This window comes from Shewanella yunxiaonensis, assembly GCF_018223345.1.
GTDB lineage: Bacteria > Pseudomonadota > Gammaproteobacteria > Enterobacterales > Shewanellaceae > Shewanella > Shewanella yunxiaonensis.
Window position 1 is genome coordinate 3,334,445 of sequence record NZ_CP073587.1, and the last position, 26,338, is coordinate 3,360,782.

At 48.3% G+C, this 26,338-nt stretch carries 25 protein-coding genes; 12 read left to right on the forward strand and 13 right to left on the reverse strand.

Annotated elements, in window-relative coordinates; translation table 11 throughout:
- The first annotated feature begins 91 nt into the window (after positions 1-91).
- The gene (locus tag KDN34_RS15190) at positions 92-1,234 is read left to right on the forward strand and encodes a putative sulfate/molybdate transporter (protein WP_212594546.1); all 1,143 of its coding nucleotides are present in this window, start codon (positions 92-94) and stop codon (positions 1,232-1,234) included.
- A gap of 1 nt (position 1,235) precedes the next feature.
- Here the strand turns inward: KDN34_RS15190 and KDN34_RS15195 are convergent, their stop codons facing one another.
- Positions 1,236-3,068: a sensor histidine kinase gene (locus KDN34_RS15195; protein WP_407695775.1), complete on the reverse strand. Its 1,833-nt coding sequence runs from the start codon at positions 3,066-3,068 to the stop codon at positions 1,236-1,238.
- A gap of 175 nt (positions 3,069-3,243) precedes the next feature.
- On the opposite strand from KDN34_RS15195, the gene KDN34_RS15200 reads away from it, so the two are divergent.
- A complete protein-coding gene (locus KDN34_RS15200; protein ID WP_228730363.1) occupies positions 3,244-3,831 on the forward strand; it encodes a response regulator transcription factor in 588 nt (195 codons plus the stop codon).
- On the opposite strand, the gene KDN34_RS15205 is transcribed toward KDN34_RS15200, so the two are convergent.
- The 4 genes from KDN34_RS15205 to KDN34_RS15220 all read right to left on the reverse strand — a co-directional run bounded on the left by KDN34_RS15205 (position 3,823) and on the right by KDN34_RS15220 (position 7,639).
- The gene (locus KDN34_RS15205; protein ID WP_212594548.1) at positions 3,823-4,914 is read right to left on the reverse strand and encodes an AbrB family transcriptional regulator; all 1,092 of its coding nucleotides are present in this window, start codon (positions 4,912-4,914) and stop codon (positions 3,823-3,825) included. The genes KDN34_RS15200 and KDN34_RS15205 overlap by 9 nt on opposite strands.
- On the reverse strand, positions 4,911-5,465 hold the full coding sequence (locus KDN34_RS15210) for an isochorismatase family protein (RefSeq protein WP_212594549.1): 555 nt from the start codon (positions 5,463-5,465) through the stop codon (positions 4,911-4,913). Before KDN34_RS15210 ends, KDN34_RS15205 begins: the two co-directional genes overlap by 4 nt.
- A gap of 107 nt (positions 5,466-5,572) precedes the next feature.
- On the reverse strand, positions 5,573-6,505 hold the full coding sequence (locus KDN34_RS15215; protein WP_212594550.1) for a pseudouridine synthase: 933 nt from the start codon (positions 6,503-6,505) through the stop codon (positions 5,573-5,575).
- Positions 6,506-6,583: 78 nt separating this feature from the next.
- Positions 6,584-7,639 carry an alpha/beta hydrolase gene (locus tag KDN34_RS15220; protein ID WP_212594551.1) on the reverse strand — a complete coding sequence of 352 codons (1,056 nt, stop codon included), beginning with the start codon at positions 7,637-7,639 and terminating at the stop codon, positions 6,584-6,586.
- Between the two features lie 296 nt (positions 7,640-7,935).
- On the opposite strand from KDN34_RS15220, the gene KDN34_RS15225 reads away from it, so the two are divergent.
- Together KDN34_RS15225 and KDN34_RS15230 are read left to right on the forward strand one after the other, a co-directional pair.
- A complete protein-coding gene (locus KDN34_RS15225; RefSeq protein ID WP_212594552.1) occupies positions 7,936-10,338 on the forward strand; it encodes a TonB-dependent receptor plug domain-containing protein in 2,403 nt (800 codons plus the stop codon).
- A gap of 110 nt (positions 10,339-10,448) precedes the next feature.
- Complete coding sequence (locus tag KDN34_RS15230) at positions 10,449-10,922, forward strand: YhcH/YjgK/YiaL family protein (protein ID WP_212594553.1); 474 nt, start codon at positions 10,449-10,451, stop codon at positions 10,920-10,922.
- 50 nt (positions 10,923-10,972) lie between these two features.
- Here the strand turns inward: KDN34_RS15230 and KDN34_RS15235 are convergent, their stop codons facing one another.
- Complete coding sequence (locus tag KDN34_RS15235) at positions 10,973-11,605, reverse strand: MliC family protein (RefSeq protein WP_212594554.1); 633 nt, start codon at positions 11,603-11,605, stop codon at positions 10,973-10,975.
- Between the two features lie 420 nt (positions 11,606-12,025).
- Between KDN34_RS15235 and KDN34_RS15240 the strand changes: the two genes are divergently transcribed.
- Positions 12,026-12,823: a substrate-binding periplasmic protein gene (locus tag KDN34_RS15240; RefSeq protein ID WP_212594555.1), complete on the forward strand. Its 798-nt coding sequence runs from the start codon at positions 12,026-12,028 to the stop codon at positions 12,821-12,823.
- 12 nt (positions 12,824-12,835) lie between these two features.
- Here the strand turns inward: KDN34_RS15240 and KDN34_RS15245 are convergent, their stop codons facing one another.
- Positions 12,836-13,150 carry a hypothetical protein gene (locus KDN34_RS15245; RefSeq protein WP_212594556.1) on the reverse strand — a complete coding sequence of 105 codons (315 nt, stop codon included), beginning with the start codon at positions 13,148-13,150 and terminating at the stop codon, positions 12,836-12,838.
- 729 nt (positions 13,151-13,879) lie between these two features.
- Between KDN34_RS15245 and KDN34_RS15250 the strand changes: the two genes are divergently transcribed.
- Positions 13,880-15,175, forward strand: coding sequence for a carbohydrate porin (locus tag KDN34_RS15250; RefSeq protein WP_212594557.1), 1,296 nt, complete (start codon positions 13,880-13,882; stop codon positions 15,173-15,175).
- A gap of 514 nt (positions 15,176-15,689) precedes the next feature.
- Positions 15,690-16,918, forward strand: a protein-coding gene (locus KDN34_RS15255; RefSeq protein WP_212594558.1) for an IS3 family transposase whose coding sequence is annotated in 2 segments (ribosomal slippage) — positions 15,690-16,041 and positions 16,041-16,918 — 1,230 coding nt in all. Because the reading frame shifts where the segments join, the coding sequence is not laid out codon by codon here.
- Between the two features lie 42 nt (positions 16,919-16,960).
- Here the strand turns inward: KDN34_RS15255 and KDN34_RS15260 are convergent.
- Positions 16,961-18,082, reverse strand: a complete 1,122-nt coding sequence (locus tag KDN34_RS15260; protein ID WP_212594559.1) for an NAD(P)-dependent alcohol dehydrogenase — start codon at positions 18,080-18,082, stop codon at positions 16,961-16,963.
- A 394-nt stretch (positions 18,083-18,476) separates the two neighbouring features.
- Between KDN34_RS15260 and KDN34_RS15265 the strand changes: the two genes are divergently transcribed.
- Positions 18,477-19,988 carry a S10 family peptidase gene (locus KDN34_RS15265; protein WP_212594560.1) on the forward strand — a complete coding sequence of 504 codons (1,512 nt, stop codon included), beginning with the start codon at positions 18,477-18,479 and terminating at the stop codon, positions 19,986-19,988.
- Positions 19,989-20,054: 66 nt separating this feature from the next.
- Here the strand turns inward: KDN34_RS15265 and KDN34_RS15270 are convergent, their stop codons facing one another.
- From KDN34_RS15270 to KDN34_RS15285, 4 genes are all read right to left on the reverse strand, one after another.
- Positions 20,055-20,780, reverse strand: coding sequence for a nucleoside phosphorylase (locus KDN34_RS15270; protein ID WP_212594561.1), 726 nt, complete (start codon positions 20,778-20,780; stop codon positions 20,055-20,057).
- Complete coding sequence (gene pnuC / locus KDN34_RS15275; RefSeq protein WP_212594562.1) at positions 20,777-21,517, reverse strand: nicotinamide riboside transporter PnuC; 741 nt, start codon at positions 21,515-21,517, stop codon at positions 20,777-20,779. The genes KDN34_RS15270 and pnuC overlap by 4 nt, the downstream gene beginning before the upstream one ends.
- A gap of 134 nt (positions 21,518-21,651) precedes the next feature.
- A complete protein-coding gene (locus KDN34_RS15280; protein WP_212594563.1) occupies positions 21,652-21,822 on the reverse strand; it encodes a DUF3012 domain-containing protein in 171 nt (56 codons plus the stop codon).
- 72 nt (positions 21,823-21,894) lie between these two features.
- Entirely contained in the window at positions 21,895-22,260 is a 366-nt protein-coding gene (locus KDN34_RS15285; protein ID WP_212594564.1) for a SpoIIAA family protein, read from the reverse strand.
- Between the two features lie 131 nt (positions 22,261-22,391).
- Here KDN34_RS15285 and arfB point away from each other — a divergent pair, with 131 nt between their 5' ends.
- A complete protein-coding gene (gene arfB / locus KDN34_RS15290) occupies positions 22,392-22,808 on the forward strand; it encodes an alternative ribosome rescue aminoacyl-tRNA hydrolase ArfB (protein ID WP_212594565.1) in 417 nt (138 codons plus the stop codon).
- 83 nt (positions 22,809-22,891) lie between these two features.
- Positions 22,892-23,332 (forward strand): type II 3-dehydroquinate dehydratase, encoded by a 441-nt coding sequence (gene aroQ, locus KDN34_RS15295; protein ID WP_212594566.1) that lies wholly within the window; start codon positions 22,892-22,894, stop codon positions 23,330-23,332.
- Between the two features lie 116 nt (positions 23,333-23,448).
- Here the strand turns inward: aroQ and KDN34_RS15300 are convergent, their stop codons facing one another.
- A complete protein-coding gene (locus KDN34_RS15300) occupies positions 23,449-23,916 on the reverse strand; it encodes a hypothetical protein (RefSeq protein ID WP_212594567.1) in 468 nt (155 codons plus the stop codon).
- A gap of 175 nt (positions 23,917-24,091) precedes the next feature.
- Here KDN34_RS15300 and ubiD point away from each other — a divergent pair, with 175 nt between their 5' ends.
- Together ubiD and fre are read left to right on the forward strand one after the other, a co-directional pair.
- Positions 24,092-25,573, forward strand: coding sequence for a 4-hydroxy-3-polyprenylbenzoate decarboxylase (gene ubiD, locus KDN34_RS15305; RefSeq protein ID WP_212594568.1), 1,482 nt, complete (start codon positions 24,092-24,094; stop codon positions 25,571-25,573).
- Positions 25,574-25,614: 41 nt separating this feature from the next.
- Positions 25,615-26,313: an NAD(P)H-flavin reductase gene (gene fre / locus KDN34_RS15310; RefSeq protein WP_212594569.1), complete on the forward strand. Its 699-nt coding sequence runs from the start codon at positions 25,615-25,617 to the stop codon at positions 26,311-26,313.
- Positions 26,314-26,338 lie beyond the last annotated feature (25 nt).

The window sequence follows — 26,338 nt, forward strand, 5'->3', positions numbered from 1 at the left end:
CAGAAAATCTCGGTATCCAGAGAAATAATGGCGCGGAAAAACTGGCACTATTATTGCGGTTATTCCGATAACTGATACAACGGCAACCTTTATGACCCAACCCAGTACTGTCTCCGTCAACGTCAACCGCACCTTAGGCGAACTCAGCGGTGCCTTTGCTGATCTTGGAACCTTCTTACCTTTAGTACTCGGGCTCATCGCGCTAAATCAATTCTGCCCACAAGGTATATTTCTCGGCTTCGGCGTGTTTGCTGTCGCAGTAGCCTTATTTTATCGCCGCCCAATTCCTATCCAGCCAATGAAAGTGATCTCCGCCATGGTGATTGCTCAGGGGCTTACCCCCGGCATGATGCAAGCCAGTGGGATGCTGATGGGGATAATCCTGTTGCTGCTGGCCTTCAGTGGTGCCATCACCTGGTTATCAAAACAGATTTCTCAGGCCATCAGCGTTGGCATCCAGTTCGCTATAGGCATTCAACTGCTGATGATGGGCGGCAAGATGATGACTGTCACCCCGTTGATTGGCTTTGGCGCTTTTGCCTTTATCTTTATTTTGCGTTTTTTGCCATTACGTTACGTGTCCATGCCGTTAGTGTTATTTGCCGGCATGTGGTGGCAATACCACAATGGCAGCGATGTGACAGGTTTTAGCTTTAATAACACCCCTTGGCAATTCCACTGGCCGCTGGCGAGCGAATGGTCGCAGGCACTCACCTTATTAGTGCTGCCACAACTGGCAATGACCCTGACTAACGCGGTCATTGCTACATCAGTTGTCGCCAAAGAGAAATTCCCGGAAGATGCCGAGCGTTTTACGCCAAAAGCCTTTGCCACCAGCTCTGGACTGGCCAACCTGCTATTAGCACCGTTTGGCGCAATCGCCATGTGTCACGGTGCCGGCGGCTTAGCAGTGCAGTACCACTTTGGTTCCCGGCGGTTGTGGGCCCCCCTAATTTTTGGCATCACCTGTATCACCGTGGCCTTGAGCTGGGGCGAATCAGTTGCCTGGTTGCTCAGTCTGATCCCCATGGCCATACTGGGCAGCCTGTTATCCATTGCCGGATTACAACTTGCCTGGTCTAAACGGTTACTTGATGGTCGACCATTTTGTATGGCCGTCATTGCGTCCACGGCCATTGTCAGTCTGGCGGTAAATCCTGCCGCCGGATTATTGGCTGGTTTGGTCGTGGAGTTTTTGCGCAGCCGTTGGGAGATGATCCAAACGATTCGCTGATTCAGTTACGCTGATAAGGCAACCATAGCCGCACCCGACAGCCCTGACGGTCAAGCCGGTTTTCCAGTTGCAGCAGGCCCTGATGTTCCGTCATCACTTCACGGCAGATAGCGAGTCCCAGGCCTAGCCCATGTTCTTTGGTTGTGGCAAAGGACTCCATCAGTTGATTGATTGGTGCAGTTAAGCCAGTGCCACTGTCCCTGATCTCCAGCAATAACCAGGGTTGTTGTAACTGCATCTCTCGCTCACTGGGAAAAGCCTGATAATCGATACGGATCAGCAACTGCTTCTCTGTGCTGGTCTCCATTGCATCAATAGCATTTTTGATCAGATTCACTAACACCTGGCTGAGTCCAACACTGTCCCCCAGCAAAGCTTGTTCCTGCCCCTGCTGCCGCAACTGCAGCGCTACCTGCTGCTGTTCAATGGTTCGCTGGAACAGCGCCAGTGACTCCTGCAATAATGGCAATATAAATAGTGGCGAATTTCCCGAACGCCGCCGCCGTAACAATCCTCGGATACGATGTACGACACTACCGGCTCGCATCGACTGGTTATAGATTTTGGTCAGCACTTCCTGTAACTGCTGATGCTGTAGATCTTGTTGGTCTAGCTTTTCCAGCGCCATCAGTGCGCCTTCGCTATATTGAGTAATCGCGGCAATTGGCTGATTGAGTTCATGCGCCAGTCCAGCACCAATCTCACCAACAATTGCCGCACTTTGCATCCGTTCAAGCTGTAACTCTTTATCTTTAAGCTGTCGCTCGGTCGCCATCAGAAACTCATTTTTCTGCCGAATTTTATATTCCAGCCACAGGTGATACAGGGGTGCCAGAAAAAAGATACACAGTAAAATGATCGCTGGCTCACGATGCAACCTGAACCATTTGCGCGCTGCATCATACAAAGGCGGAGGGCCACCATGTAGCTGTAACTCATTGTAAAGTTTAATTACCGCTAACTGACTGACGGGGGCGGTCCAGCCCATCAGATCGGCGCGAATAGCGGCATCCGCATCGGCTGGCAGATCAAATAATGCCTGTGTAACGGCCTGGGTGATTGGACTGGGGACCAAATCTGATGCGGCAAACGACCAGTTGGGGTACAGGGGGGTACTAGCATCACAATCGTAGCCCTCTGGTCGCTGACGATTGATGACACGAAAATCTTCCCGTTTCACCAAGCCGCCATCTACCATCTCCTCTAACGTACAGTAAGGCGTAATCGCCGCATCTACCGAGCCGTCACGCACCTGATACACCAAGGGCTCCAACGGGAAGCCCAGAAAATGGATGTCCCCAAAAAAAGAGCTGGCTTCAATACCTCGTTTATTGAGTAAACCAACGGCCGCCTGATAACCACCAAGCGCCTGAGGGTCACTGGCAACAATCGACACGCCACGCATATCATTCAATGTCTGGATCGGACTATCCGCCCGCACAATAATCGTTGAGCCAATAGCGTAAGTCGCACCATTGTGTTTACGACTGCGCATGGTCGCTAACCACGACAAAGGCAACTCATTACTGAGACTCAAATACTGCCCAGGATTGGTCACGATGAACTGAATACGGTGATCCAGCAGTTGCTGATCCATTTGAGTAAAATTCAGTGGCACCACTTCAAATCGGTTACCCGGCAGCCGCTGACTGAGATAATCCATCATCGGCTGCCAACGCTGCTTAGCCTCTGTCACGCCATGGTTTGCCAACACCGCCACGCGAAAAACCGCTTCAATGGGGTCATCGCCCATCTCACCATCCGCAATCGAGTGCATAGCCCAGCTGTGGCAACAGCAAAGCGATAACAGGAATAGCCACCAGCGTCGTTTCATAAATTCCCCTGTCGATATCATCGCTTCCAGCCTAATACGCCGGAAACGGCAATTCCTTGAATCACCGCATACACCGTACATAAAGCAAGTGATCTGCATCCAAAAGCCAGCGTTGAGGTTTGTCGCCGCTATCTCAGCGCATTACTCTTGAAACGACAGATTGATGAGGTCGTTGATGCAACAGAAAAAAATTTATCTGGTAGATGATGACGCCGCTATCCGAGATTCGCTGAGTTTTATGCTGGGGCAGTTTGGTTATCAAGTAACGGGCTATGCAGATGGACTGTGTTTTCTACAACAATGTCCACTACAAGAGCCAGGCTGCGTCATTCTGGATGCGCGGATGCCGGAGATCACCGGCCAGGCACTCCAGCAAAAACTGCTGCAGTGTGATAGTCCGTTAGGGATTATCTTTCTCACCGGGCATGGCGATCTGCCGATGGCGGTAGAAGCCTTCCGCCGTGGCGCTTGTGACTTTTTCCAAAAGCCGGTCAACGGCAAGGCCTTGGCAGCGGCTATCGAAAAGGCGCTCGAATATAGCCGCAAGGTCTGGGAAGAGCAGCAGTTACAAGCTCGGTTTAATACTCTGAGTCCCAGAGAACGCCAGGTGTTGCAGCTATTGATCCAGGGGCGGACCAATAAGCAGATGTCAGAATCATTGTTTCTGTCGCTGCGTACGGTTGAGGTGCACCGGGCCAATACCATGAAAAAACTCGGTGTCCATACGCTGGCTGAGCTAATGAAATATACGCCGTTATTTTAGATGCCGTTGCAGATGCGAGGTCACGGCTCTGGCCAGCAATGGCCCCATGACCATCACCAAAATTAACCGACCAGTTTGCATGGTCATCACCAGCGCCATATCCACCTGACTGGAGGCGCCAATAATGGCCACCGAATCTGCGCCACCCGGGCTCATCGCCAAATAGGCGGTTAATGGGTCCATGCCAGTAACATGCGCCAATATGGCGGCCAGCAGTCCACACAATAAAATCAGTACTAACGTGGATAACAATAATCTGGGCAACGCTTTGGCAGCGTAGCGCAGAATAGGTAAGTCAAAACGCGCACCGATACTCCACCCCACGATAGCATAGGACGCCCACAATATCGGCTGTGGTAAGCCAATGGGAAACCAGCCTAATTCTCGTACGGCAATCATCAGCAGTAATGGCATCAACATCGCCCCTGCGGGGATACGGCTGCGAAGACCCAGCCATACGCCACTAGTGATGAACAGCAAGGTAGCAATTAGCGGCAGTAGCTGCCATTCATTGGTCGATGCCTGTTGCACCGATGGCACTTGAACTTGTTCGGCGGGCAGCGACAGACGCGTAACGGCAATGGCCACCAGCGCCACCATCACCACCCGTATATATTGCATCAGCGCCACTAAGCGTACATCCGCGCCAAACTCTTGCGACATCACCGTCATCACCGTCGCGGCGCCAGGAGACGTGCCCCAAACTGCGGTAGCGCCAGGCAAAATATGCCAACGTGCGAGTAACCACCCCAGCAGACTGCTCACTAACAGTACGCCGATGATGCAGGCCACATACAGTGGCCAATGTCGCTGCATTTCAGTGTCAACTGAGGTCGGTAAAGTATTGGCGATCATTCCGCCAACAAGGCCTTGTGCTGCATTAAACCAGCGGATACTGGGCGAGGTGGTATGGTGCGACACTGCCAGCAGTGCGGCCGCCATCATTGGCCCTAACAGGAAAGCGGCCGGAACGGTTGCCGCCTGTAATCCGCCCGCGAGCAGCCATGATAAACCGATCAACGAGACCCAGCGCCACAGGCCAACGTGAGCAAAAATACGGTTAATCGCGATCATTAACGTCATTCAGCCACAAGTGCTAGCAACTCTTCAGTGGTACCCGTTTCACCCAGTCGAGGGAAAATACGCTGAAGACTGTTTTCATGCGTATCACGATGGAGATCAGTCATAGCATCACTGACCAGTGACACATTGTATCCCAGTTCAAACGCCTGACGAGCGGTGGACTCAACGCCAATACTGGTAGCTATCCCGATGATTACCACCTGAGTCACCCCACGTGCCTGTAACTGCTGATGTAAATCCGTATTGATAAAAGCGCCCCAGTTGTTCTTTGTGACATGGATATCGTGGCTATCGGTACCCAATTCAGGAACCAACGTCGCCCAGTTATCCGGACGCTGTCCATCACTGGGTGCCTGAGCCGTTCTTCCAGGTGCACCGCCGGCAACATTCACCAAAACCACCGGCCGTTGCTGCTGCCGAAATGCACCGATGATTTTCGCAGATTTATCGACCACAGCGGCCGCATCATCGCAAGTCGGTAACGCCACGATGCCATATTGCAAATCAATCACGATGAGGGCGGTATGAGGGTCAAGTTGGGAAAACGCCATAACAAACTCCTTGGTTCGGCAATGCGCCACGGTATTGTGAATAACCCGAGCGACAACTGATGAAGTGAGTCAGATCATTAAACAGTGGCAGAGATCCGCATCAGCTTTCAGTCAGCGACAAAGGCGTCGGTAAAACCATCGCAGCTGACATCCTGAGCCACACCTGACAGCGGATCAGTATACTGTAGCCTGCACGCCACCAGCTTAAGTGGCTTGGAAAAATCATCAGCCTGCAGGGGTTGTAACTGCGGATAGTAACGATCATTAAGTAACGGCATTCCCAGCGATGCCATATGCAAGCGCAGCTGGTGAGTTTTACCCGTCACCGGCTCCAATTCAAATAGGCCAATATCTGCGTTAACCGCCAGTAAGCGGATTTCAGAATGGCTGTTGGCTGTGCCTGGTACTATCTGCATGGTAAAGCCTGGGTCGCCGCGCTCGATCCGATTTTTCACCGTCCAACATTTAGGTTGCGATAACCAGCCCTGGGGCAGAGATTCACGCAACGCTGGCGTCAACCGTGCCAATGCCTGATACCGTTTGTGGATCAGCCCATCGCGAAACAAACTGTGGTAGGCATCGCGGGTCTCAGGTGCCACGGACATGAGCATCACCCCTGCCGTATCACGATCCAAGCGATGCACCGGAATGATTGTGTCGATACCGGTGCGAGCACGCAACCTTGCCACCAGGCATTCATTAACGAAGTTACCGCCGGGGGTTACCGGTAAAAAATGCGGCTTATACACTAGCAAAGAATGTTGATCCTGGTACAGGATCTGTTCCTGAAACGGAATACGAGGCTCTATCATGACTTCGCGATAGTAGTAGGCTCGTCTTGCCGCTTGATAGGGCGTCTGTTCATCAATGAGAGAACCATCTTGCCAATGCACCTTACCCTGCTGCATTCGCTCACGCCAGACACTTTCGCTGATTGCCGGAAAGCGTGCCAGCAAAAATGCCAATACCGTAGGTTTATCGGTTTGTTGCTGCGGTAATACCACCCAGGAGGGATGGACTGCGGTGACACGCTGCTTCATGTCTTGTTACTGCACATAACATAGGTTCTCTGCACTTTGTGCTATCAGGAGGATTGTAACTCAAAGCAGGCAGATGACCTACAGCGGCTCCAGTCGTTCGGCAATGGCACCGGACTGCCATACCTGTAGAAACTCCTCACCCAATCGCCGACTAAGACTGAGGGCTTGTTGCCAGGCGGCAATACGGGTGTCACTGTCGAGTTGTTGAAAGTCTTTGCGATCGGGCAATTTACCACCGGGCAAAGAAGCGACAAACGCATCCATGGGGGCCACAACCAACGCGTTGGCCAGATTTGCCCTGGCGCGTCGCCAAGGCAGTGCCTTATCAAACCATCCCGGGGCCATCCAGGAATAGAAATGCGGGTAAAGTGTCAGCCCTTCGTTCTCGGTGAGTGGCAGGTCAAAGTGGCAATCCGTGATACCGCCATCATAGAAAACACCGTCACCCACCCCCGCAATGTGGGTCACCGGAGCTAACCATAGGGGAATACTGCCGGTGGCTTGTAGCACATCGCGGATATTCTTTACGCTCAACGGCTGCAACTGTGTCGGTAAATCACTCAGTTCAGCAAATTGCGAATCTCCAAGCGCATTAGTAAACAGTTGCCGCTGAAAGTGCCAGCTCAGCGAACGACGATTAACCAGGTTAGTCAGCCCCGCGAGCAATAAGCCACTGGCAAGCAGTGGGCGGGCATGACAGGTATTAAGATGACGAGCACGACAAACCACCCAGTGACTGCGGATAAACGTATTGCTGACAATATCGCTCCCCGCTGCCGCACCGAGTAATTGACTCACAATATCTCGAACAGTTTGGCTTACCTGCTCACGCGTAGGATGGGTATCATAGCGCTGCAAAATATAAGCTTGCTCTAATCGTTGCAGCGCCGCTAATGGTTGTTGCTGCGCCAGGCAGGCTAGCCGCCAGGCCCCTGAAGATGCACCATAGGTATGAAGTGGTGTTTGATGCTCTCGAAAAAATTCACTGAATAACACCTCATCCAATCCGGCAATACCCAGCCATTTCGGCCCGCCAGAAGCAGCCAACAGCCGTTGAAACAGCTGTGGCTTTAATCCATGTTTCCCTAATATTTTTAGGGCAATTGGTCCCGCCAGAAAGCGCAGATTCGCCATATTAATTCCGCAAAGATTTTACATTTAAAGTTTCCACAAATTCTAAATTGGCGTAAATTTACATAAACTTCAATGTTACCTTCCGCAATGCCTCTGTTTTCATAAACACTTTAAATTAGCTAGCTAAAAATTAGCCAATATTCATTTTTTTGCTTTTTACATTATATTAACAACATTTTTTTAGCTACTTTCCTCTTGATTTTACATTGTTGAATTTGTTATTAACTGTGGTGCTCAAGTAACAATAATGAAAAAACAACATAATAATTAACTTAAATAATGAAGTAAGGGGTTGTATGCGTCTCTCTGTTATCTCTCTGGCAGTCGCTAGCCAGTTGGTGTTACCTGCGGTGTATGCTGCAGATAATAATACTAATATTGAAAAGATCTCTGTGGTGGGTTCCCGCCTGGCAGTTCGCAGTGCCACCGACACTGCTGTGCCAGTCGACATCATCTCCGCTGAACAGCTCGAAGCTACCGGTATGACCGACACTGCTAAGGCGCTGCAATTTGCGGCACCTAGCTATAGCTTCCCACAATCCTCCGTGACTGACGGTACTGATGCAGTACGTCCGGCCAGTCTGCGTGGACTGTCTCCCGACCATACACTGGTACTGGTTAACGGCAAACGTTATCACGGTTCTGCGTTGGTACATTTGAATGGTACTGCTGGTCGTGGTTCTTCCAGTGTGGACTTAAACACTATTCCGATGTCCGCCATTAAGCGCATTGAAATTCTGCGTGATGGCGCCTCTGCGCAATACGGTTCCGATGCGATTGCCGGGGTCATCAACATCGTACTGAAAGATGCCAGCGAAGGCGGTGAAATATCAGTACAAGGTGGCCAAACCTATGAAGGTGACGGCGAACAATGGACCGCCGGCCTCAACAAAGGTATCAAGTTTAGCGAAAATGGCCACGTGGATATCTCATTAGAAGCCTCACACAAGAATCCTACCAACCGTGCCGGACTCGACATGCGCCAACAATATCCAACACTGGATGATGGCAGTCTTGACCCACGGGAAGAAACCTTTAACCGCCAGAATCATCAGATTGGCGAAGGTAAATACGATAACCTGTCGTTGTTTGTTAACGGTGCCCAGTATTTTGGTGATAACAAACTGTATTTCTTTGGTGGTGTCAGTGATCGTGAAAACGAATCTGGTGCGTTTTATCGTCGTGCCCTGGATTCTCGTAACATCCTTGAAATCTACCCTGACGGCTTCCTGCCAAAACTGGCGCCAAAAATTAAAGACTATTCCGCTACCGTTGGCTATGCCTTCAATGCCGGCGAATGGAAAATGGATGCCGCTGCCGGGTTCGGTCGCAACGACTTCGCTTACTATGTGAAGAACAGTCTGAACGCGTCTTACGGTCCTGACAGTCAGACCAGTTTCTACGACGGTACACTGAGCACCGAAGAAACCAACCTGACCTTAGACGCCTCTCGTTATTTGCCGTTCTATAACGACTCTGAACTGATGCTGGCTCTGGGTGTGGCTTATCGTAACAACAACTATCAGATCGAAGCGGGTGAAGAAGCATCTTATGCCAATGGTGGTTATGATAACCGTGCCGCGGGTAGCCAAGGCTTCACTGGTTTCACGCCAGATTCAGAAGTTGACGAAAGCCGTCATAACACGGGTGTCTATGCCGAAGTTGAAAACCAGCTGACGCAGGATTTCTACTGGGCTGCCGCGTTACGTTATGAGAACTACTCTGACTTCGGTGGTAACACCACCTGGAAACTGGCCACTCGCTACGACTTGACCGACAAACTGGCATTACGTGCGACGGCTAACACCGGTTTCCGCGCACCAAGCGTACAGCAGTTGTACTTCACCAACATCTCTACACTGTTCGTATCAGATCCTGATACTGGTGAACTGGTTCCAACTGAATCTGGCACCTTCAACAGTTTGTCACCCGTGGCTCAAGCCCTGGGCATCAACGAGCTGAAACCTGAAAAATCAACCTCCTTCAGTGGTGGTCTGGTGTACACCGGCGACAATGGCGTGACAGTTACCCTGGATGCCTATCAGATTGATATTGATGACCGAATCATTCTGTCCAGCTCGCTGACACCAAGTGATTCTGCAGCTGTTGCAGAAGCGCTTTCTGGTACCAACGCTCAGTCTGCCCGATTCTTTATTAACGGTGTAGATACCAGAACCAAAGGGGTGGATTTGGTTATCAGCAAAGACTTCCAGCTGGGTAGCTTTGGTGATCTGGCCAGCAGTTTGGTTTATGCCTACAACAAGAATGAAATCCGTGACATTCACTTGCCATCGCTGCTTGATGGTCTGGAAGACCAGCTGTTCGACCACGTTGAACAGGTACGTATGACAGATTCATCACCACAGAACAAAGGCAGCCTGAACTTCACTCATACCTATGGTGATGTCAAAACCACACTGCGCTTTAACTACTTTGGTGATTACAAAGTAGGTCTGTCTACTGGTGATACACTGGATTATGGCTCAAAGACCACGACAGACCTGTCTGTGGCTTATGCCGTGACTGATGATCTGACAGTCACTCTGGGCGCGCAAAACCTGTTCAATATGTACCCAGACAAAGCCAAGACTGAACCAACCGATCAAAGCTTTGGTGGTATCTTCAAATACCCTGTCGGAAATACTCCATTCGGTATTAACGGCGGTTATTACTACGTACAGGCACGTTACACCTTCTAAGGTGGTGCTATGACGTTCAAAAGCCGGCTTTTGCCGGCTTTTTTTATGCCGACAATATACTTTTGCCACAGCCGGAATATACTGGGCGCGCATTGTTGCCGGAGAATGTCATGATCATCGATACGTTAGCTAATCGCTCACTTTACAGTCATCTGCATCCACGCCTGAACGCGGCGCTGGAGTATTTAGCCACTACCGATTTTAGTACTCTTGCCAAAGGCAGTTATGCCCTGGAAGGTAAATCGCTGTTTGCCATTATTAGTGATTACACCACTGTTGCTCGTGGCACCGAACCGTTTGAAGTTCATCGTCGTTATATCGACGTGCAATATATTGTCAGTGGTGAAGAGGAATTTGGCTTTCTGCCCAAGCCAGCGCATCAACAGCCTTGCAGCGCCTATAATGACGAACGGGATTTCGAAGAATACAGTTATGACCTTAATCAAGCGGCCGCCAGCTATGTCGCGCTGAAATCTGGCATGTTTGCAATCTTCTACCCAGATGACGCCCACATGCCATGCTGCACCCTGGGGGCTGAATCACAGGTGCGCAAGGTTGTCGTTAAAGTGCAAATTGCCGACTGATGACATAAAAAAGCAGCGCACATAGCGCTGTTTTTTTTTACGTTTTATCTTTAATAACCAGTGCCATCAGCCTTTTTATGGCAATGAATTTCTGCAGCATCTTTACCCCAACGCAGCATCAGCTCACCACCATGATTCCATAACTGGTGCTTATCATCCTGATACTTAGCACCACTGGCACTGGGGACCTGGGTCAGCATTACTTCTTCATTGCCCACTTTTGCCCGTGCCACATTCGGATCAGAATCAAAGAACTGTGCGACTAACCAGGTAGCGGGCACATTGTCACAGACAAAGGTGAATGGACCTTGTGAAGGTACCAGTAAGTAGCGTGACTGCAATTCTGCAATACGATGTTGATAACTACTCATGGCGCACGCGTGAGCATTTTTCTGTGTCATACAAGCATTACGTTCAGCGGCCCATTGATGCTGGTTATGGTCCAACAATGGCAAATCTTCTAAGGCTGTTTTTTTCTGTGCTTGCTGATAGATATAATCCAGCTTACGATCCAACTGCGACAATTCGCCATCGCCACATACCCATTGTTTTACCTCTGAACTGTCGGTTTGACTTAAATGACAATCAAATGAGGGCTGATCAGTATTCGCCGCCATTACCGCCGGTGCAAATAACCACAGTGCGACTGCACTCAGTATTATTTTCGATAGACCTTTCATCATATGCACTCCTGAACCCCGCCCAAAAACAAGAGCCGATGCAGTGATTATTGCTACCAGCCACACCAACCACCAACATCGATCCATTATTAATAAGGATAATCAAAATTATTCAGAAACATTTCATTATTAAAAATAATTCACGCCAATTGGCTATTTTTTATGCTTTTTTATTTACTTGAGTCTCACTTTATATAAGTGTTGCTTCTTTCAGGAGGGAAATGAGTCCACACTTACCAATGGCTAACTAGCGGCTCATCAATAAGTGGATCAATAAGTGGATTAATAAGACGGAAATGCACGATGAATTTACCTGCTAAGAAGAAGTTAGTTGAATTTTACAGAGCCTATAATGCCGATTAACACTAAGCCTTTTGGCATAAAGCGTAACGCATTCGAATACCAACGCAATTTAGGTAAGCCATGCCGAATTTGAGCATTGTGCCGCATAGCCGCTACCTGATACCACTAATGTTATCCCTATGGTTATTGGTAAATTTCAGCGTAGTGGCAACGCCGTTACCGTTGCGACTGGCCACGCTCGAGTATCCACCTTTTATTTACCAAGAAAATCACCAAGCGAAAGGTTTAATTGTTGAGATTGTGCAGGAAGCTTTCCGGCGGATGAATCAACCTGTTGAAATCGAGTTTTATCCAGTTGCCAGAGGCCTGATGATGATAAATAACGGCGATATCGACGGCTATTTTACACTCAAAAAAACACCTGAACGGGCAAACAAGCTGTTGTTTACCACACAACCCCTTATCCAACAGACATTTGTTTGGTTCACAAGAGCAGACTCAAGGGTAAGTTACCAAGGCAATCTAACGGCCATGGCCCCATTTAAAATTGGTGTCGTTAGCACCGCATCTTATGGTGCTCAATTTGATGCCGCAGTTGCCGGTGGCACGCTGTCGAATATTGAGACCTCGCGGGATTTTATTGGTAACTTAAAAAAACTGATCGCTGGCAGAGTGGAGCTCATCGTCAACAGCTATGATGTCGGCATGGAAATCATCCGGCAACTGCACCATGAGGCGCAAATCAAAACACTTGAACCCCCGATCGAGGTAGTCAACAGTTACCTGGCCTTCACCCGCAAGAAAGAGTTGCAGCAACAGGCTGACGACTTTGACGCGGTTATGCGACTTATGATGGCTGATGGCACGATAAACCGCTTGAAACACCGCTACCCGGCGAATATCTCCATTGGTTATTAAACACTGCTTGGCTCAATGCAAAAGCTCACGGATCCACTCTTGTGGATTTGCCACAATAAACTGATACACAGAACCATCCTGCAACTGCAACTCCAGTGCATCACAACTGATAGGAAAAACTCCCGCGGCTGTACCGCGACATTTTTTGGCACTCACAATAGACGATAACGCAATCTGATAAGGCCCCATGCCCAGTTGTCTATTGAATGGCTCAAATGTGAGCCGCTGATGCTCAAGTACCAGTCTACCGTCGGCTTTAGCAACACCCAACTGCACAGTCGCAGGGGTGGATTTGATGAGACTATCTTGCGAAGTAAATGGTTGCATAACCTAAATCCTTTTAGTTTTCCGAAGATGCAAACGGACAACCGCATCCTCAGCCATTACATAGTATTAATTGTATCTCTTGTAATCAAAACTGCCGCGTTTGACTGCGATATATGTCAATCACTACGTCACCGTTTTAGCCAGTATCGCCAACCATACACGGCCGTTTCAAGCGCCGCTGACACCATCACCGCGACCTCGTCGCCACCACAAGTATCTCGAGCGCGATACGTGCTGATGAAGTCATACCATTGGTAAACACTTCTTTTGCTGATTTTATTAATCGTGACTTACTGTTGAATTGCCCATAATACATTATCAATCTATAAAAAATTTAGGGAAAAGGCGCAACAATTTATCGTTCATGATTAAAAAATCATCTTATTGATATATCCTAAAAAATATCGTGTGCTAAATAGATGTTCATCAGCATTTGCGCTTTTTCCCATTAATCATTCAACACCAAATCATTTCGTTGTCATACAACAATGTTAAATCACCAAAAAACATCAATGATTTTTAACCAAAATCGACAATAAACGAAATTTTTAATGACATCACACACTTTATTATTGAGTTTTTATCAAAAATACCCCATAAATCATCGCAATTCTCCAACCTGAAAATTAACAATTAATTAACAGTATATTACTTTTATATTGTTCCGCATTAATTGCTTATTTTTAGTTATTACCATAGAAAAATGAAAGGTGCTGTAAGGGTCCTCTAATGAGAAGTATTTATTTTTTACCATTTTTATTATCAACACTCTGCGGTTTTCCTGCGTTAGGGGCCAGTTACCATGCCAGTGATTTTATGCTGGGCGACTGGGCAGGCGCACGCACACAACTGCACGATGATGGTGTTGATTTAAATCTGGTATATACCAATGAATCCGGTACCAACCTGTCAGGTGGTGACAAGCATGCCTTTGCATTTGCAGATGAATTTAAGGCAGGTGCAGCATTTAATTTAGCCAAATTGATCAATCTGGAGGGGGGACACTTTTACTTTGCCATGAGTATGCGCGGCGGTGATGCCGATAATCTGAATACTCAAGCAGGCCTAGGAGAATTGCACCAGTCACTGGAAATCTATGGTCGCGGACGCGTCACCAGATTATCTGAAATGCGTTATCAGCAGTTTTTTTTCAATGGTGATCTGGAGCTAAACCTTGGGCGTATGAACTTAGGCAGCCAATTTGGTGGCCGCGAATGCGACTTTATGAATCTTAACTTCTGTAGTACGCAGTTCAACAAGCAAAGTCCTACCGCTTATAACTGGCCTATTTCACAATGGGCGGTGACACTCAAAGCCAAAGTGAGTGATCAGTGGGCAATTAAAACAGGCGTCATTCAACATAACCCTAGTTTTCTAAAAACCAGTCAGGGGATGAATTTTGGAAATCCAGCAGGGACCCAGGGTATGGTGTTACCTATCGAGTTACAGTGGTCGCCCGTGGTGAATACCTTTACCGGCAATTATCGTTTAGGCTACTGGTACGATAGCGCCGAACAGGCAGATCTGATACTGGATGATAATAACAACTATCGGGTGGTGTCTGGTGATTCCGCACGGATGCATAGTAGCATTGATGGTGAATATCTAATTATTGATCAACAAATTACCAGTTTTGATGACAATCCGGCACGAGGTATTTCGCTGAATTTATATGCCGACCGCGGCGATAAACACACCACCAAAATTGATAAACAACTGAATATCGGTATGGATATCAATGGCCCATTCGCATCTCGCCCCAAAGACAAATGGGCCGTCGCGTATGGCTACTTACATGTTAATAATCGTCTGTCTGAAGCAGTTCAAGCTTACAACGAGTTACCAACCACAACGACCGGAATGCCGCTACTCAGCAGTGAGCATACACTTGCGATGCTTTATAAAGTACAACTTTTGCCTTATTTAAGCGTGCAGCCGGAACTACAATATATTTACCGTCCAGGTGCTAATAGCGATAATAGCAATGCCTTAGTTGCAGCGTTGAAAATTCGTTGCAATTTCTAATAGTGTATTCTGGCAGTCAGCAAATACTGGCTGCCTTTTCTTGTCCACTTTATTTATAACCAGTTACTAAAATTTATTAATGATTAATTCTATAATTTATTCTAAGAATTAAATTTCGCTCTTTATTTAATATTGCAATGTAAAAAATAGTATCCGCAATTTTTATTGCTATCTAAAATTATCGCAATAATGCCGTAACAAGTAATATCCTGGGAATTATTTTTGTCATTAATAAAATGATTTCACATGGTAAGGCTATTCAATAATAAAATTGCTCACAAAACTGCTCATTAAGCAATAACGACATTCACCAACCACAAGAGGGAACAACGCGCAAGACAGCCACAGATTGTTGGGTATAAATGAAATGCCAATTTTGGCAAACCAAACTGACCAAGTGTTTAGTCGATGAGTTCCCCTCAACAGTGCACAAAAAAGCCACCAATATTATTGGTGGCTTTTATTTACTGGTGTGTCCCGTCCTGAAATACGTTGACATAAAGAGGACTTCTTTATGGCGACATCAACTAACTCAAGCCGTAAGCGCACGCAACGTGATTACACCTTAGCCTTTAAATTAGGTATCGTAGAGCGTGTCGAAAAAGGCGAGATGACGTACAAACAAGCCCAGAAGCGCTTTGGCATTCAGGGCAAGACAACCGTACTCGTTTGGCTCAGAAAGCATGGTAGACTCGATTGGTCGAAACCTTTTCAGCATCCCCTTATGCCACATTCAAAAGAAACCCCAGCACAAACTATCAAACGCCTTGAGCGTGAGTTAGCCGAAGAGAAACTGCGTAACCAAATCCTCAATGGTATGGTCGATATCATGGATAATGAATACGGAGCTGGTTTAAGAAAAAAGTACTTATCCGGTATGTCTGGCAAGCCAAAGCCAAAAGCGAAATAAACCTGGCAGCCGCATGTCGTGCTGTCGGTATTTCAAGGCAAGGTGTTTACCAGGCAGTTGCCCGGATGAATAGTCGGAGAACGGAATTATCGGTCATCAAAGACTCCGTACAATACTGGCGTAAATATATGCCGCGATTGGGCACACGCAAGCTCTACACATTGATAAAACCTATGCTGATTGAACAGGATATCAAACTCGGACGGGATGGATTCTTTACCTATTTGAGAAATGAGGGCTTGCTGGTTAAACCCAAGAGAAGTTACACCAAAACGACGTTTAGCAAGCACTGGATGAAGAAGCATCCTAACCTGCTGAAAGCAGACGGGCTGCATGATGCAGAGCATGTACTGGTCAGCGATATCACCTATCTTGAGTCAGACCAAGGCGTGCACTATTTGTCACTGGTTACCGATGCCGTATCACGCAAGATAGTCGGTCATCACTTGAGTACAGACATGAAAGCAGACAGCGTGGTGAAAGCGCTGAAAATGGCGGTTAGGGATAAGCGCTATATCGCTAATGCAGTGCATCACTCAGACCGGGGAGCGCAATATTGCGCAGCCGTTTATCAGGATGAACTGATAGCGAACCATATTCAGCCGTCAATGACAGACGGTTATGATTGCTATCAAAATGCACTAGCGGAAAGAGTCAATGGCATACTGAAGCAAGAGTTTTTCCTGTATCGATGTAAAACGCTGGAAGAGCTGAAGATACTTGTTCGAGAATCGATAGCGATATATAACGAAATGAGACCGCACCTGAGTTTAGATATGGCAACACCCAATCAGGTGCACAATAGAAAAGGCCAGCTACGGGAGCTGGCCTAAAAACTGTCAACCTATCTTAGGACGGGACAGTGTGGCTAATGTCTAACCAATTTTAACAATAGGTTTCAGTGTAATCCCTTTTTCGCTGTCTTCAGCCGCCTGGTTAATCTGTTCAAAAGAGTAGAACTTCACCAGTTTGTCGAACGGGAAACGCCCCTGCTGATATAACTTCACCAACTGGGGAATAAATTGTTTAGGTGTAGAATCACCTTCCACGATACCGCGGATGGTCTTGCCGCCCAACAGTAACTCGTTAACGTCAAATTTGGCTTCAGTACCCAGTGCAGGCGCACCAACAACACCAATTGCCCCTAACAATCCCAAACTATCAATGCCCTGACGCAGTACTGCCGGGATCCCTGTAGACTCCAGGGCGTAGTTCACGCCACCGCCAGTGATTTCGCGAATAGTGGCAACTGGGTCCTGTTCCTTACTGTTGATCACGTGAGTCGCCCCCAACTCTTTCGCAAGCTGCAACCGGGACGGAACAACATCAACTGCAATGATGGTAGTGGCTCCAGCGACTTTAGCCGCCAATACCGCAGATAACCCTACCGCCCCCGCACCAAATGAAACAAAGCTGCTGCCGGGCTTAACCTGTAAAGAGTTAATTACCGCACCAGCGCCGGTCTGAATCCCACAACCCAATGGGCCAAGCAGCTCCAATGGCGCATCTTCTGGTACTTTTATCGCGTTAGATTCCAGTGATAACGCGTAATTTGCAAAAGAAGACTGAGCAAAAAAGTGGTCATGCAAGGGGGCGCCGTTGGCATCATGAATGGCGGTTTCGCCATGCGAATCGGCGCCGCTAAAATTACGCGGATAGAATTCATCGCAATATGCTGCATGGCCAGTACCGCAATGATCACAGTGACTACAGTAACCATAAGTCAGTACCACATGATCACCGACTTTCAAATCTTTCACCAGCGGGCCAACCGCTTCAATCACCCCTGAACCTTCGTGGCCAAGCACGGCAGGCAAAGGCACTGGATAATATTGGTCACGGACAATCATGTCGGTATGACACATACCGGTTGCCACAATCTTTACCAGTACTTCATCGTCTTTAGGTGCGCGGATCTGAGCATCTTCCAGCACAAAAGGCTGGCTTTTGCCACGAACAACCGCTGCTTTCATATCGTAAAAATTCTGTGTACTCATAAATTTGACTCCTTTCTGTTACCGCAACGCCCTGCATCAGGTTGTTTGAGCGTCCAGAGAACCCATCGCCGTTATGTTCTGGCGATGAGCAGATTTCAATGAGGTGTCTGAATCGAAGATACTCACGAACACCATATCAACATCACATCATCTATCTATTTGTGATCTTAAGCACAGATTAAGCCGTGATTAATGAAATGAAAATGGCTAAATTCGCAACAAATCTTTCTGATATATCGAAAGATAATTATCCAATGATTAAACCTGCGGAAATCAACATCCTGTCTAAAACGCAGCTGGTGTTTGCCACATCTGGTGCCCTAGCTGACCAAATGTGGCTGAATTGCAGATTCTCTCCTACGCTTTAATTTTTTATCGCGGCAAGGAAATCGCCATGCAAAAGCTAGTGATATTAATGCTCGCTACTGTGTTTAGTATCGGCACCCTTCAGGCAAAAGAAAAAGAAGAAAGTAAAACCCCGCCACCCAAACCAGAAGCTAAAGTTTCGGTCACTGATCATTCGATGCGTATAGATGGCACAAAAATCGACTATGTTGCCACCGCCGGCACCATGTTGATGAAGAACGACAAGGGTGAACCCAAAGCCCTTTTTGGTTTCACTGCTTATGTGAAGAAAGACACCGATTTGCGTACCCGCCCGATCATGTTTGCCTACAACGGAGGCCCTGGCTCTGCCTCACTCTGGTTACATATGGGCATACTCGGTCCACAGAGAACCGTTGTTGTGGATACTGATTTCAGTGACAACGGCCCCTTCAAACGCGTAACTAATGAATATTCGATCCTCGATAAGGCCGATCTGGTGATGATAGACCCGGTAGGTACCGGACTTTCGCACGCCGTTGGCGACGCTAAAAATGAAGATTTCTGGGGTACTGATCAGGATATTGAATCTGTCGCCAGTTTTATCAAACAGTACATTACTGAAAATCATCGTTGGCAATCCCCCAAATACATTCTTGGGGAAAGCTATGGCGGTATGCGTACCGCAGGGGTTTCTCAGTACCTCGTCAGCAACTATATGATTTCGCTTAAGGGCATCATCCTGGTGTCACCATTTTTACAATTTGTCACTGGATTCGATTTCGGCCAGGCAGATCTGCCCCATGTGTTGTTCATGCCTTCATTTGCCACCGCTGCGTGGTATCACAATGCGATTGCCGACAAACCTGCCGATTTGCAGACCTTCATTAGTCAGGCGGAAAAATTTGCCGTAGAAGAGTACGCGCCGGCACTGATGAAAGGAGCCAGATTAACCATTGATGAAAAGCAGGCCATAGCCGATAAGCTGGCGGCTTTTACCGGTGTTAGTGCTAGTTACTGGCTGCTGTCAGACCTGCGCGTGGATCATCAGGCATTTTTGAAAGAACTGTTAAAATCCAAACACATGACAGTCGGACGTATCGACTCGCGCTTTAAGGGTTATAGTCTGGATCCGGTGGCGGATCATATGCGCTATGATCCAATGACCTCTGCGGTGGGACCACAAATTCTCTCCACTTTTATGGATTACTACACCACCGATCTCGGCGTTAAAGACGTCAGTGACTATAAAGTGTTTGGTGATGTCTTCAGCAAATGGGATTTCAGCCACAAGCAACCCAATGGTGGCTTTATGAAAATGCCGTTTCCTGATACCGGTGTGGACCTCGCTTACGCCATGATCCAGAGTCCCAAAATGAAGGTGCTAGTGCAGCAGGGCTATTTTGATATGGCAACGCCATTTTTCACAACCCAGTACATGCTTGACCACCTGAAGATCCCCGATGCGTTACGTGGAAATATCAGTACCGCATACTATATGGCGGGCCATATGATGTATGTCAATCCACCGTCAATGGCGAAATTCAAGCAAGATCTGGCGGCGTTTATCGATCAGAAGTAATACCCGAGGTCATCATTGCGACACGCTGGCAGCAACACATGCTGCCAGTGCATTTTCTAATATGATTTATTGGCACAGCGCTGCCAATGCTGCACGGGCGGCCAACTGCTCACCCTGCATCATGATTGTTTCAGCCGCCACATAGTCATTTATGCCGTCTGCCGCATGTTCACCGTATAACACGACATTATTCAGCACTGAGGCCACGGCGACATCACGTAAACGTCCTACCGTGAATAGCGCGGCAGTTTCCATATCTGCAGCTAAAACTCCCAACTTATGCCACTGGCGGCAGATAGCCAATTCCTGATCTGTATAAAAACTGTCATGGGAGCGCACGATACCCAGATGATGACGTTGCAGATATTGTTGCAGATAATCACTTAAGCCATTCACCAATAACCGATTCGCCAGCGCTGGATAGGCAACAGGCGCATAACTGGCGGAGCCACCATCATCGCGCACGGCCGCTTCCGCCACAATTAAGTCACCTAAAGCAATTTGCGGTTGCAACGCACCGGCAGAGCCCACCCGAATAAACTGCCTGCCACCGCATTTAATCAACTCTTCCAACGCGATAATGGCTGAGGGCGCACCGATGCCAGTGCTGCAAACTGCGATAGGATGCCCCTGAAACTGACCATTAACACTGGTAAATTCGCGATTACTCGCCAACGGTTTGGCGTCTGCTAACAGACTAGCGATACGCGTCACACGCGCCGGATCGCCACAAAGGATCACCCTTTCACTTACCTGCCCCGGCTGCAACAAGATGTGCGGTTGTCCAGTCATATAGCGCCTTCCTGAGCAAATGCATGGCGGCTGCCATTGTATTTAGCTGTCTTTACCCACGCCCGAGTACCATTGGCGGCAATAAACAACAGAATGGTGTATTCAATCGACATAGCATATACGCCCTGAGCGGCATAAATACCCACACTGATAACGTTAATCAGCACCCATAAAATCCAATTTTCAACGTATTTGCGTGTCATCAGTAACTGCGCCACAACCGACAACACGGTCACCATGGCATCCCACAAAGGGAATGGATCCGGCTGCAAACTTGGCAGTTGTACGGTCAAGCCCAGGAAATTCAGCGCCGCGACGCACCAGCTTGCCAGTGTGAAAAATACCGCATCGATATACAGCGTTAATAAACTGACGGCCACAATGACTAACAGCAAGGTCAGCATCAGCTTATTGCGTGCCAGCCAGCGTACCTGCAACGCTTCACCCTGACTTCCCGCAGGGTGGGTCCAGGCGTACCAGCCATAAACGTTGGCACAGAAGAAAAACACTTGCAGCAGTAACAGACCGTACAACTGAATTTGAAAAAATATCACCGCAAACAAAGTGACGTTGATCAGTCCGAACAGGTAATTAATGGTTTTTTCCTGACTGGCATACCAGATACATAACAGTCCGAATATCGTCCCGATGGCTTCAATCCACGACATCGCATAACCGCTGCCAATCGGGATATTTACCACGGTGTTATTAATGTCGAACCAACTGACTATATCCATGCTTATTTGAATGTTAATGGTGGTTAAGTAAGAGATGGTACGTTTGATAACAGGTTATCGCCAATTATCTTGGCAACAATAAAAAAGGGCTGTTACAAGTATCACAGCCCTCTTAACGCGACACGAACGTCAGCTCATTTAAAGACACAATGCTTGGCGTAATCTTTCGCTTCATTAGCAGACCAATCGCCTGATGGCTTCTCTTTCATCTGTTTGCACCAGGCTTCACTGCCCACTTCTGGAGAACAAGCACCTAAAAAACCAACTAAGACCAGTGACAGGGTGACAACAGTAAATTTAGACATTTCGGGTTCCTTGCATTGAAGAGTTATCCTGGCTTTAGCTTACCAGACCCATCAGCATTTCCACAGTGTTAATCAATGGTGCAAGCGCTTGCGGATCCATTGAACGGCCTCGGCTTTACGCTCCAATGGATACCAGGCAATCTCACCGGATACAAAGGGGCCGAGCAAACGTACGGCATTACCAACCCAATCAGGCCCGCCGACAAGTACCAGTGCGTCAAAGTTCGGTAACTGCACTTCGCCAACTCCCGACAACGATTTGGTTTCCCAGCCTTCCAGCAATACATCCGCTTCAATATACAGGCACACCTGCCCCCAATTATCACGGGCACTCTTAATTGCCGGTTGCAGCTTAGTACGGTAATCCACGGCGGTTAGTCGCCCACTGACAAATAAACTGATAACGCCTTTGGCAATTTCTGGGATCTGACACAGCATAAGCGCTCCTGCAGATAAAGTTAACCGCGTTATAGCAGCCGCCATCACGGCTCAAGACCTGCGAGATGCTGCGGTTAGTGATAGACTGGCACTCTGATTATTCCTCACTGTTTTTATCACAAACTGTGCCCATGATTACAATTTCTAACCGCCTACAAATTGCCGAGCAGGAACTGGAGTGGCAGTTCATCCGGGCAAGCGGCGCCGGTGGGCAACACGTGAACAAAGTCTCCACTGCGGCGCAGTTGATCTTTGATATCCATGAGTCATCGTTACCGGATGACTATAAAACCAAACTGCTGGCACTCAGTGATCACCGCATTAGTCCCAGTGGTAAAATCATCATCAAATGCCAACAGAGCCGCAGTCAGGATGACAATCGCCAACAAGCATTAGCACAATTTTGTGAGTTGCTGTTGAGTGTAACGCGAGTACAGAAAAGACGCATTGCCACCAAAGCTACCAGAGCCAGTCAGATCCGGCGGGTAGATTCAAAAAAGAAACGTGGTGCGGTTAAAAGTATGCGCCAGGAAAAGATCCGCAACTAACGCTGGAATGAGAGTCGACAAATGCCGCCGGATTTGCTCAAATCAAGCACAGGCGCCAATGCTAAGGCCAAGGAACATCACCAATGAGAGACAAAGCAAAAATACTGCTGCTGAACGGACCGAATCTCAATTTATTGGGCAGACGGGAACCGGAAATCTACGGCTATCAGACCTTAAACGACATTGTGACTGAACTGATGCAGCAAGCATCAGATGCCGGATTTACGCTGGAACATCTGCAATCCAATGCAGAATTTCAGTTAATTGATGCGATCCACGCAACCGATGCGGCATTTGTGGTGATCAATCCCGGTGGTTTTACTCATACCAGTGTTGCACTACGTGATGCGCTATTAGGCGTAGATTTACCGTTTATCGAAATCCATCTGTCCAACATTCATGCCCGTGAACCTTTTCGGCATCACTCTTATCTGTCAGATAAAGCGAAAGGAGTCATTGTCGGTCTAGGTGCACAGGGCTACAGCTTTGCCCTCACTGCAGCAATTCGCCATCTGCAACAATAACTTAGCGTGGGTGATGTACAACATCACCCATACCGCTACCTAGCAGCCAAGGATCGCTCCAAATCACATCAAATGGCGTCAACACGCGGCAGTGGTTCGAAAATCCTAGTACCATTTTAGTGATCCGACGCACCTACCGGCACATACTGTTGAATACTCCAGTCGAAGCGATAAAGCTGCCCCTGCCACTGATATAACGTCCCGCCATCTTGCTGAATAACTCTGGCATTAGCGGGCAATTCACTACGCGTTTGCACGCCGCTATCCTGAGTCCGATAGCCAGTAGATACCGATTGCGGCAGCACTGCGGCGGCAGAAGGCTGCTGAGCAACCGGCGTTGGGGCTAGCACTGGCTGCAACGGTGGCGCAATATAAACTGGCTGTTGCCCACGATAACTGTCTAAGATCCAGGGGGTCAGCCATAAGGCGGTCAGCCCCAGCGTCCACCCCCAATGATCGTGATGCGAGTGCCCGTAATGTATCGGTCGACCATGCGCTGAGGTTGCCGGAACACTGACAATACTGAATAGCACGGCACACAGCATCGCTACGTACCAGCGTTTATTTGTATGAAATGCCAACATACCACCTCCTACAACAGTGCATTGCTAATTTAATCATATGCTACTCCTGCTGCAGTAGCCATGCACTGGTGCAGGCCAAATGTTGCCCACTTTTCGGCGCCAGCAGTTACCCCAACTTAATAAAAATGCTATAGTGCGCGCCATCACATTTTTTCAGCGTCGGGCATAATTCCATATGAGTTTTAAGGATTTACGCAGTTTTCTCGATCACCTTGAAAGTCAGGGTGAGCTGAAACGTATCAGCCATCCCGTTGATCCGCATCTTGAAATGACAGAAATCGGTGACCGGGTATTACGTCGAGGTGGACCGGCGCTGTTATTTGAAAATCCTGTCGGTAAGTCCATGCCGGTATTACTGAACCTGTTTGGTACTCCGCGACGAGTCGCCATGGCACTTGGCAAAGATGATCCCATGGCATTACGGGAAGTGGGCGAACTGCTTGGCTTTTTAAAAGAGCCTGAACCACCACGAGGATTCCGCGATGCGTTGGACAAGCTGCCGTTGTTCAAACAAGCGCTGAATATGCCCCCCAAATCAGTGCGCAAAGCGCCGTGTCAGGAAGTCGTCATCAGTGGTGATGCGGTAGATTTGACCCAGTTTCCAATCCAACATTGCTGGCCAGGAGATGCCGCGCCACTGGTCACTTGGGGACTGACCATTACCAAAGGTCCACGGCAGAAGCGACAAAACATTGGGATTTACCGGCAGCAATTACTTGGCAAAAACAAATTGATCATGCGCTGGCTATCACATCGTGGTGGGGCGCTCGATTTTAAAGATTTCACCGAAAAATTCCCTGGAGAGAAATACCCGGTCGTTGTGGCACTCGGTGCCGATCCGGTTACAATTCTTGGAGCGGTAACGCCCGTTCCCGATACCATGAGTGAATACGCCTTTGCCGGACTGTTACGCGGTGAGCGCACTGAAGTGGCGAAAGCACTGACCTGTGATTTAGAGGTTCCGGCCACCAGTGAGATCATTCTGGAAGGTTACATCGATCCGACAGAAACAGCGGTAGAAGGCCCTTACGGCGATCATACCGGCTATTATAATGAGACCGATACGTTCCCGGTATTTACCGTCACACACATTACGCATCGCCGAGACCCGATTTACCACAGTACCTATACTGGCCGGCCACCCGATGAACCGGCCATGTTAGGGTTGGCCTTAAATGAAGTGTTTGTGCCAATTCTGCGCAAACAATATCCGGAAATCGTCGATTTTTACCTGCCACCAGAAGGGTGTTCCTATCGCATGGCAGTAATATCAATGCGCAAACAATATCCGGGGCATGCCAAACGGGTAATGATGGGCGCCTGGTCTTTCCTGCGGCAGTTTATGTACACCAAATTTATCGTGGTCGTCGATGATGATGTTAACTGTCGCGACTGGAAGGATGTGATCTGGGCGATTACCACCCGGATGGACCCGATCCGCGATACCGTACTGGTAGACAACACCCCGATTGATTACTTGGATTTTGCCTCTCCGGTATCGGGGTTAGGTTCCAAGATGGGCTTAGATGCCACCAACAAATGGCCGGGGGAAACCCAGCGAGAATGGGGTACGCCGATCAAGATGGATGCAGAAGTACAGCAAAAAATTGATCGTATATGGGAACAGTTGGGTATTGATGATACCCCGACGTTGTAAATGTGACACACCGGCCTGGACCGGTAGATGAAGGTAAGCCGATGAACAGCATTCGCTGCAAAATTGAAAAAGTGACGCCCTTTAATGACGCCGTATATCAGGTACAGTTGCGTCCAGAACTTCCCTTTGCGTTTGCCGCAGGACAATACCTCAGTATCGTCATGAGTGAAACAGATAAACGTCCATTCTCGATTGCGTCCGCTCCCGGCTGTGAACTTCTGGAACTGCACATTGGGGCAGCGGTAACTGAAAACTATCCGATGCAGGTGGTCGAGCGCTTAAAAAGCAGTGAAACCATTGATATTGAAGCTCCGGCGGGTGACGCATTTCTGCGGCATCAGAGTGACAGACCACGTTTGCTCATTGCCGGTGGCACCGGGTTTTCTTATATCAAAAGCATTGTAGAGCAGCAAATCGCCCTAGGTCAGCAGATTGAGACTAGCTTATACTGGGGTTGTCGTACGCCTGAAGCCATGTATTACCAATCTATTGCCCGTGAATGGCATCAGCAATTTCCGTGGTTGCATTTTGTGCCAGTGGTTGAACAGGCCCCCGCTGACTGGCAAGGCAAGACCAATCTATTGCTAGCACAGCTTAAAGAGGACTTTATCAGTCTGATCGGTTACGACATCTATATTGCTGGTCGCTTTCCGATGGTCGGGGCAGCGCGCGAAATGTTCCGCGACATGGGGGTTGAAGAAGAACATCTTTACGGTGATGCCTTCGCCTTTATCAAGTAATGCCGCCACGCTATTAAAGAAGCCC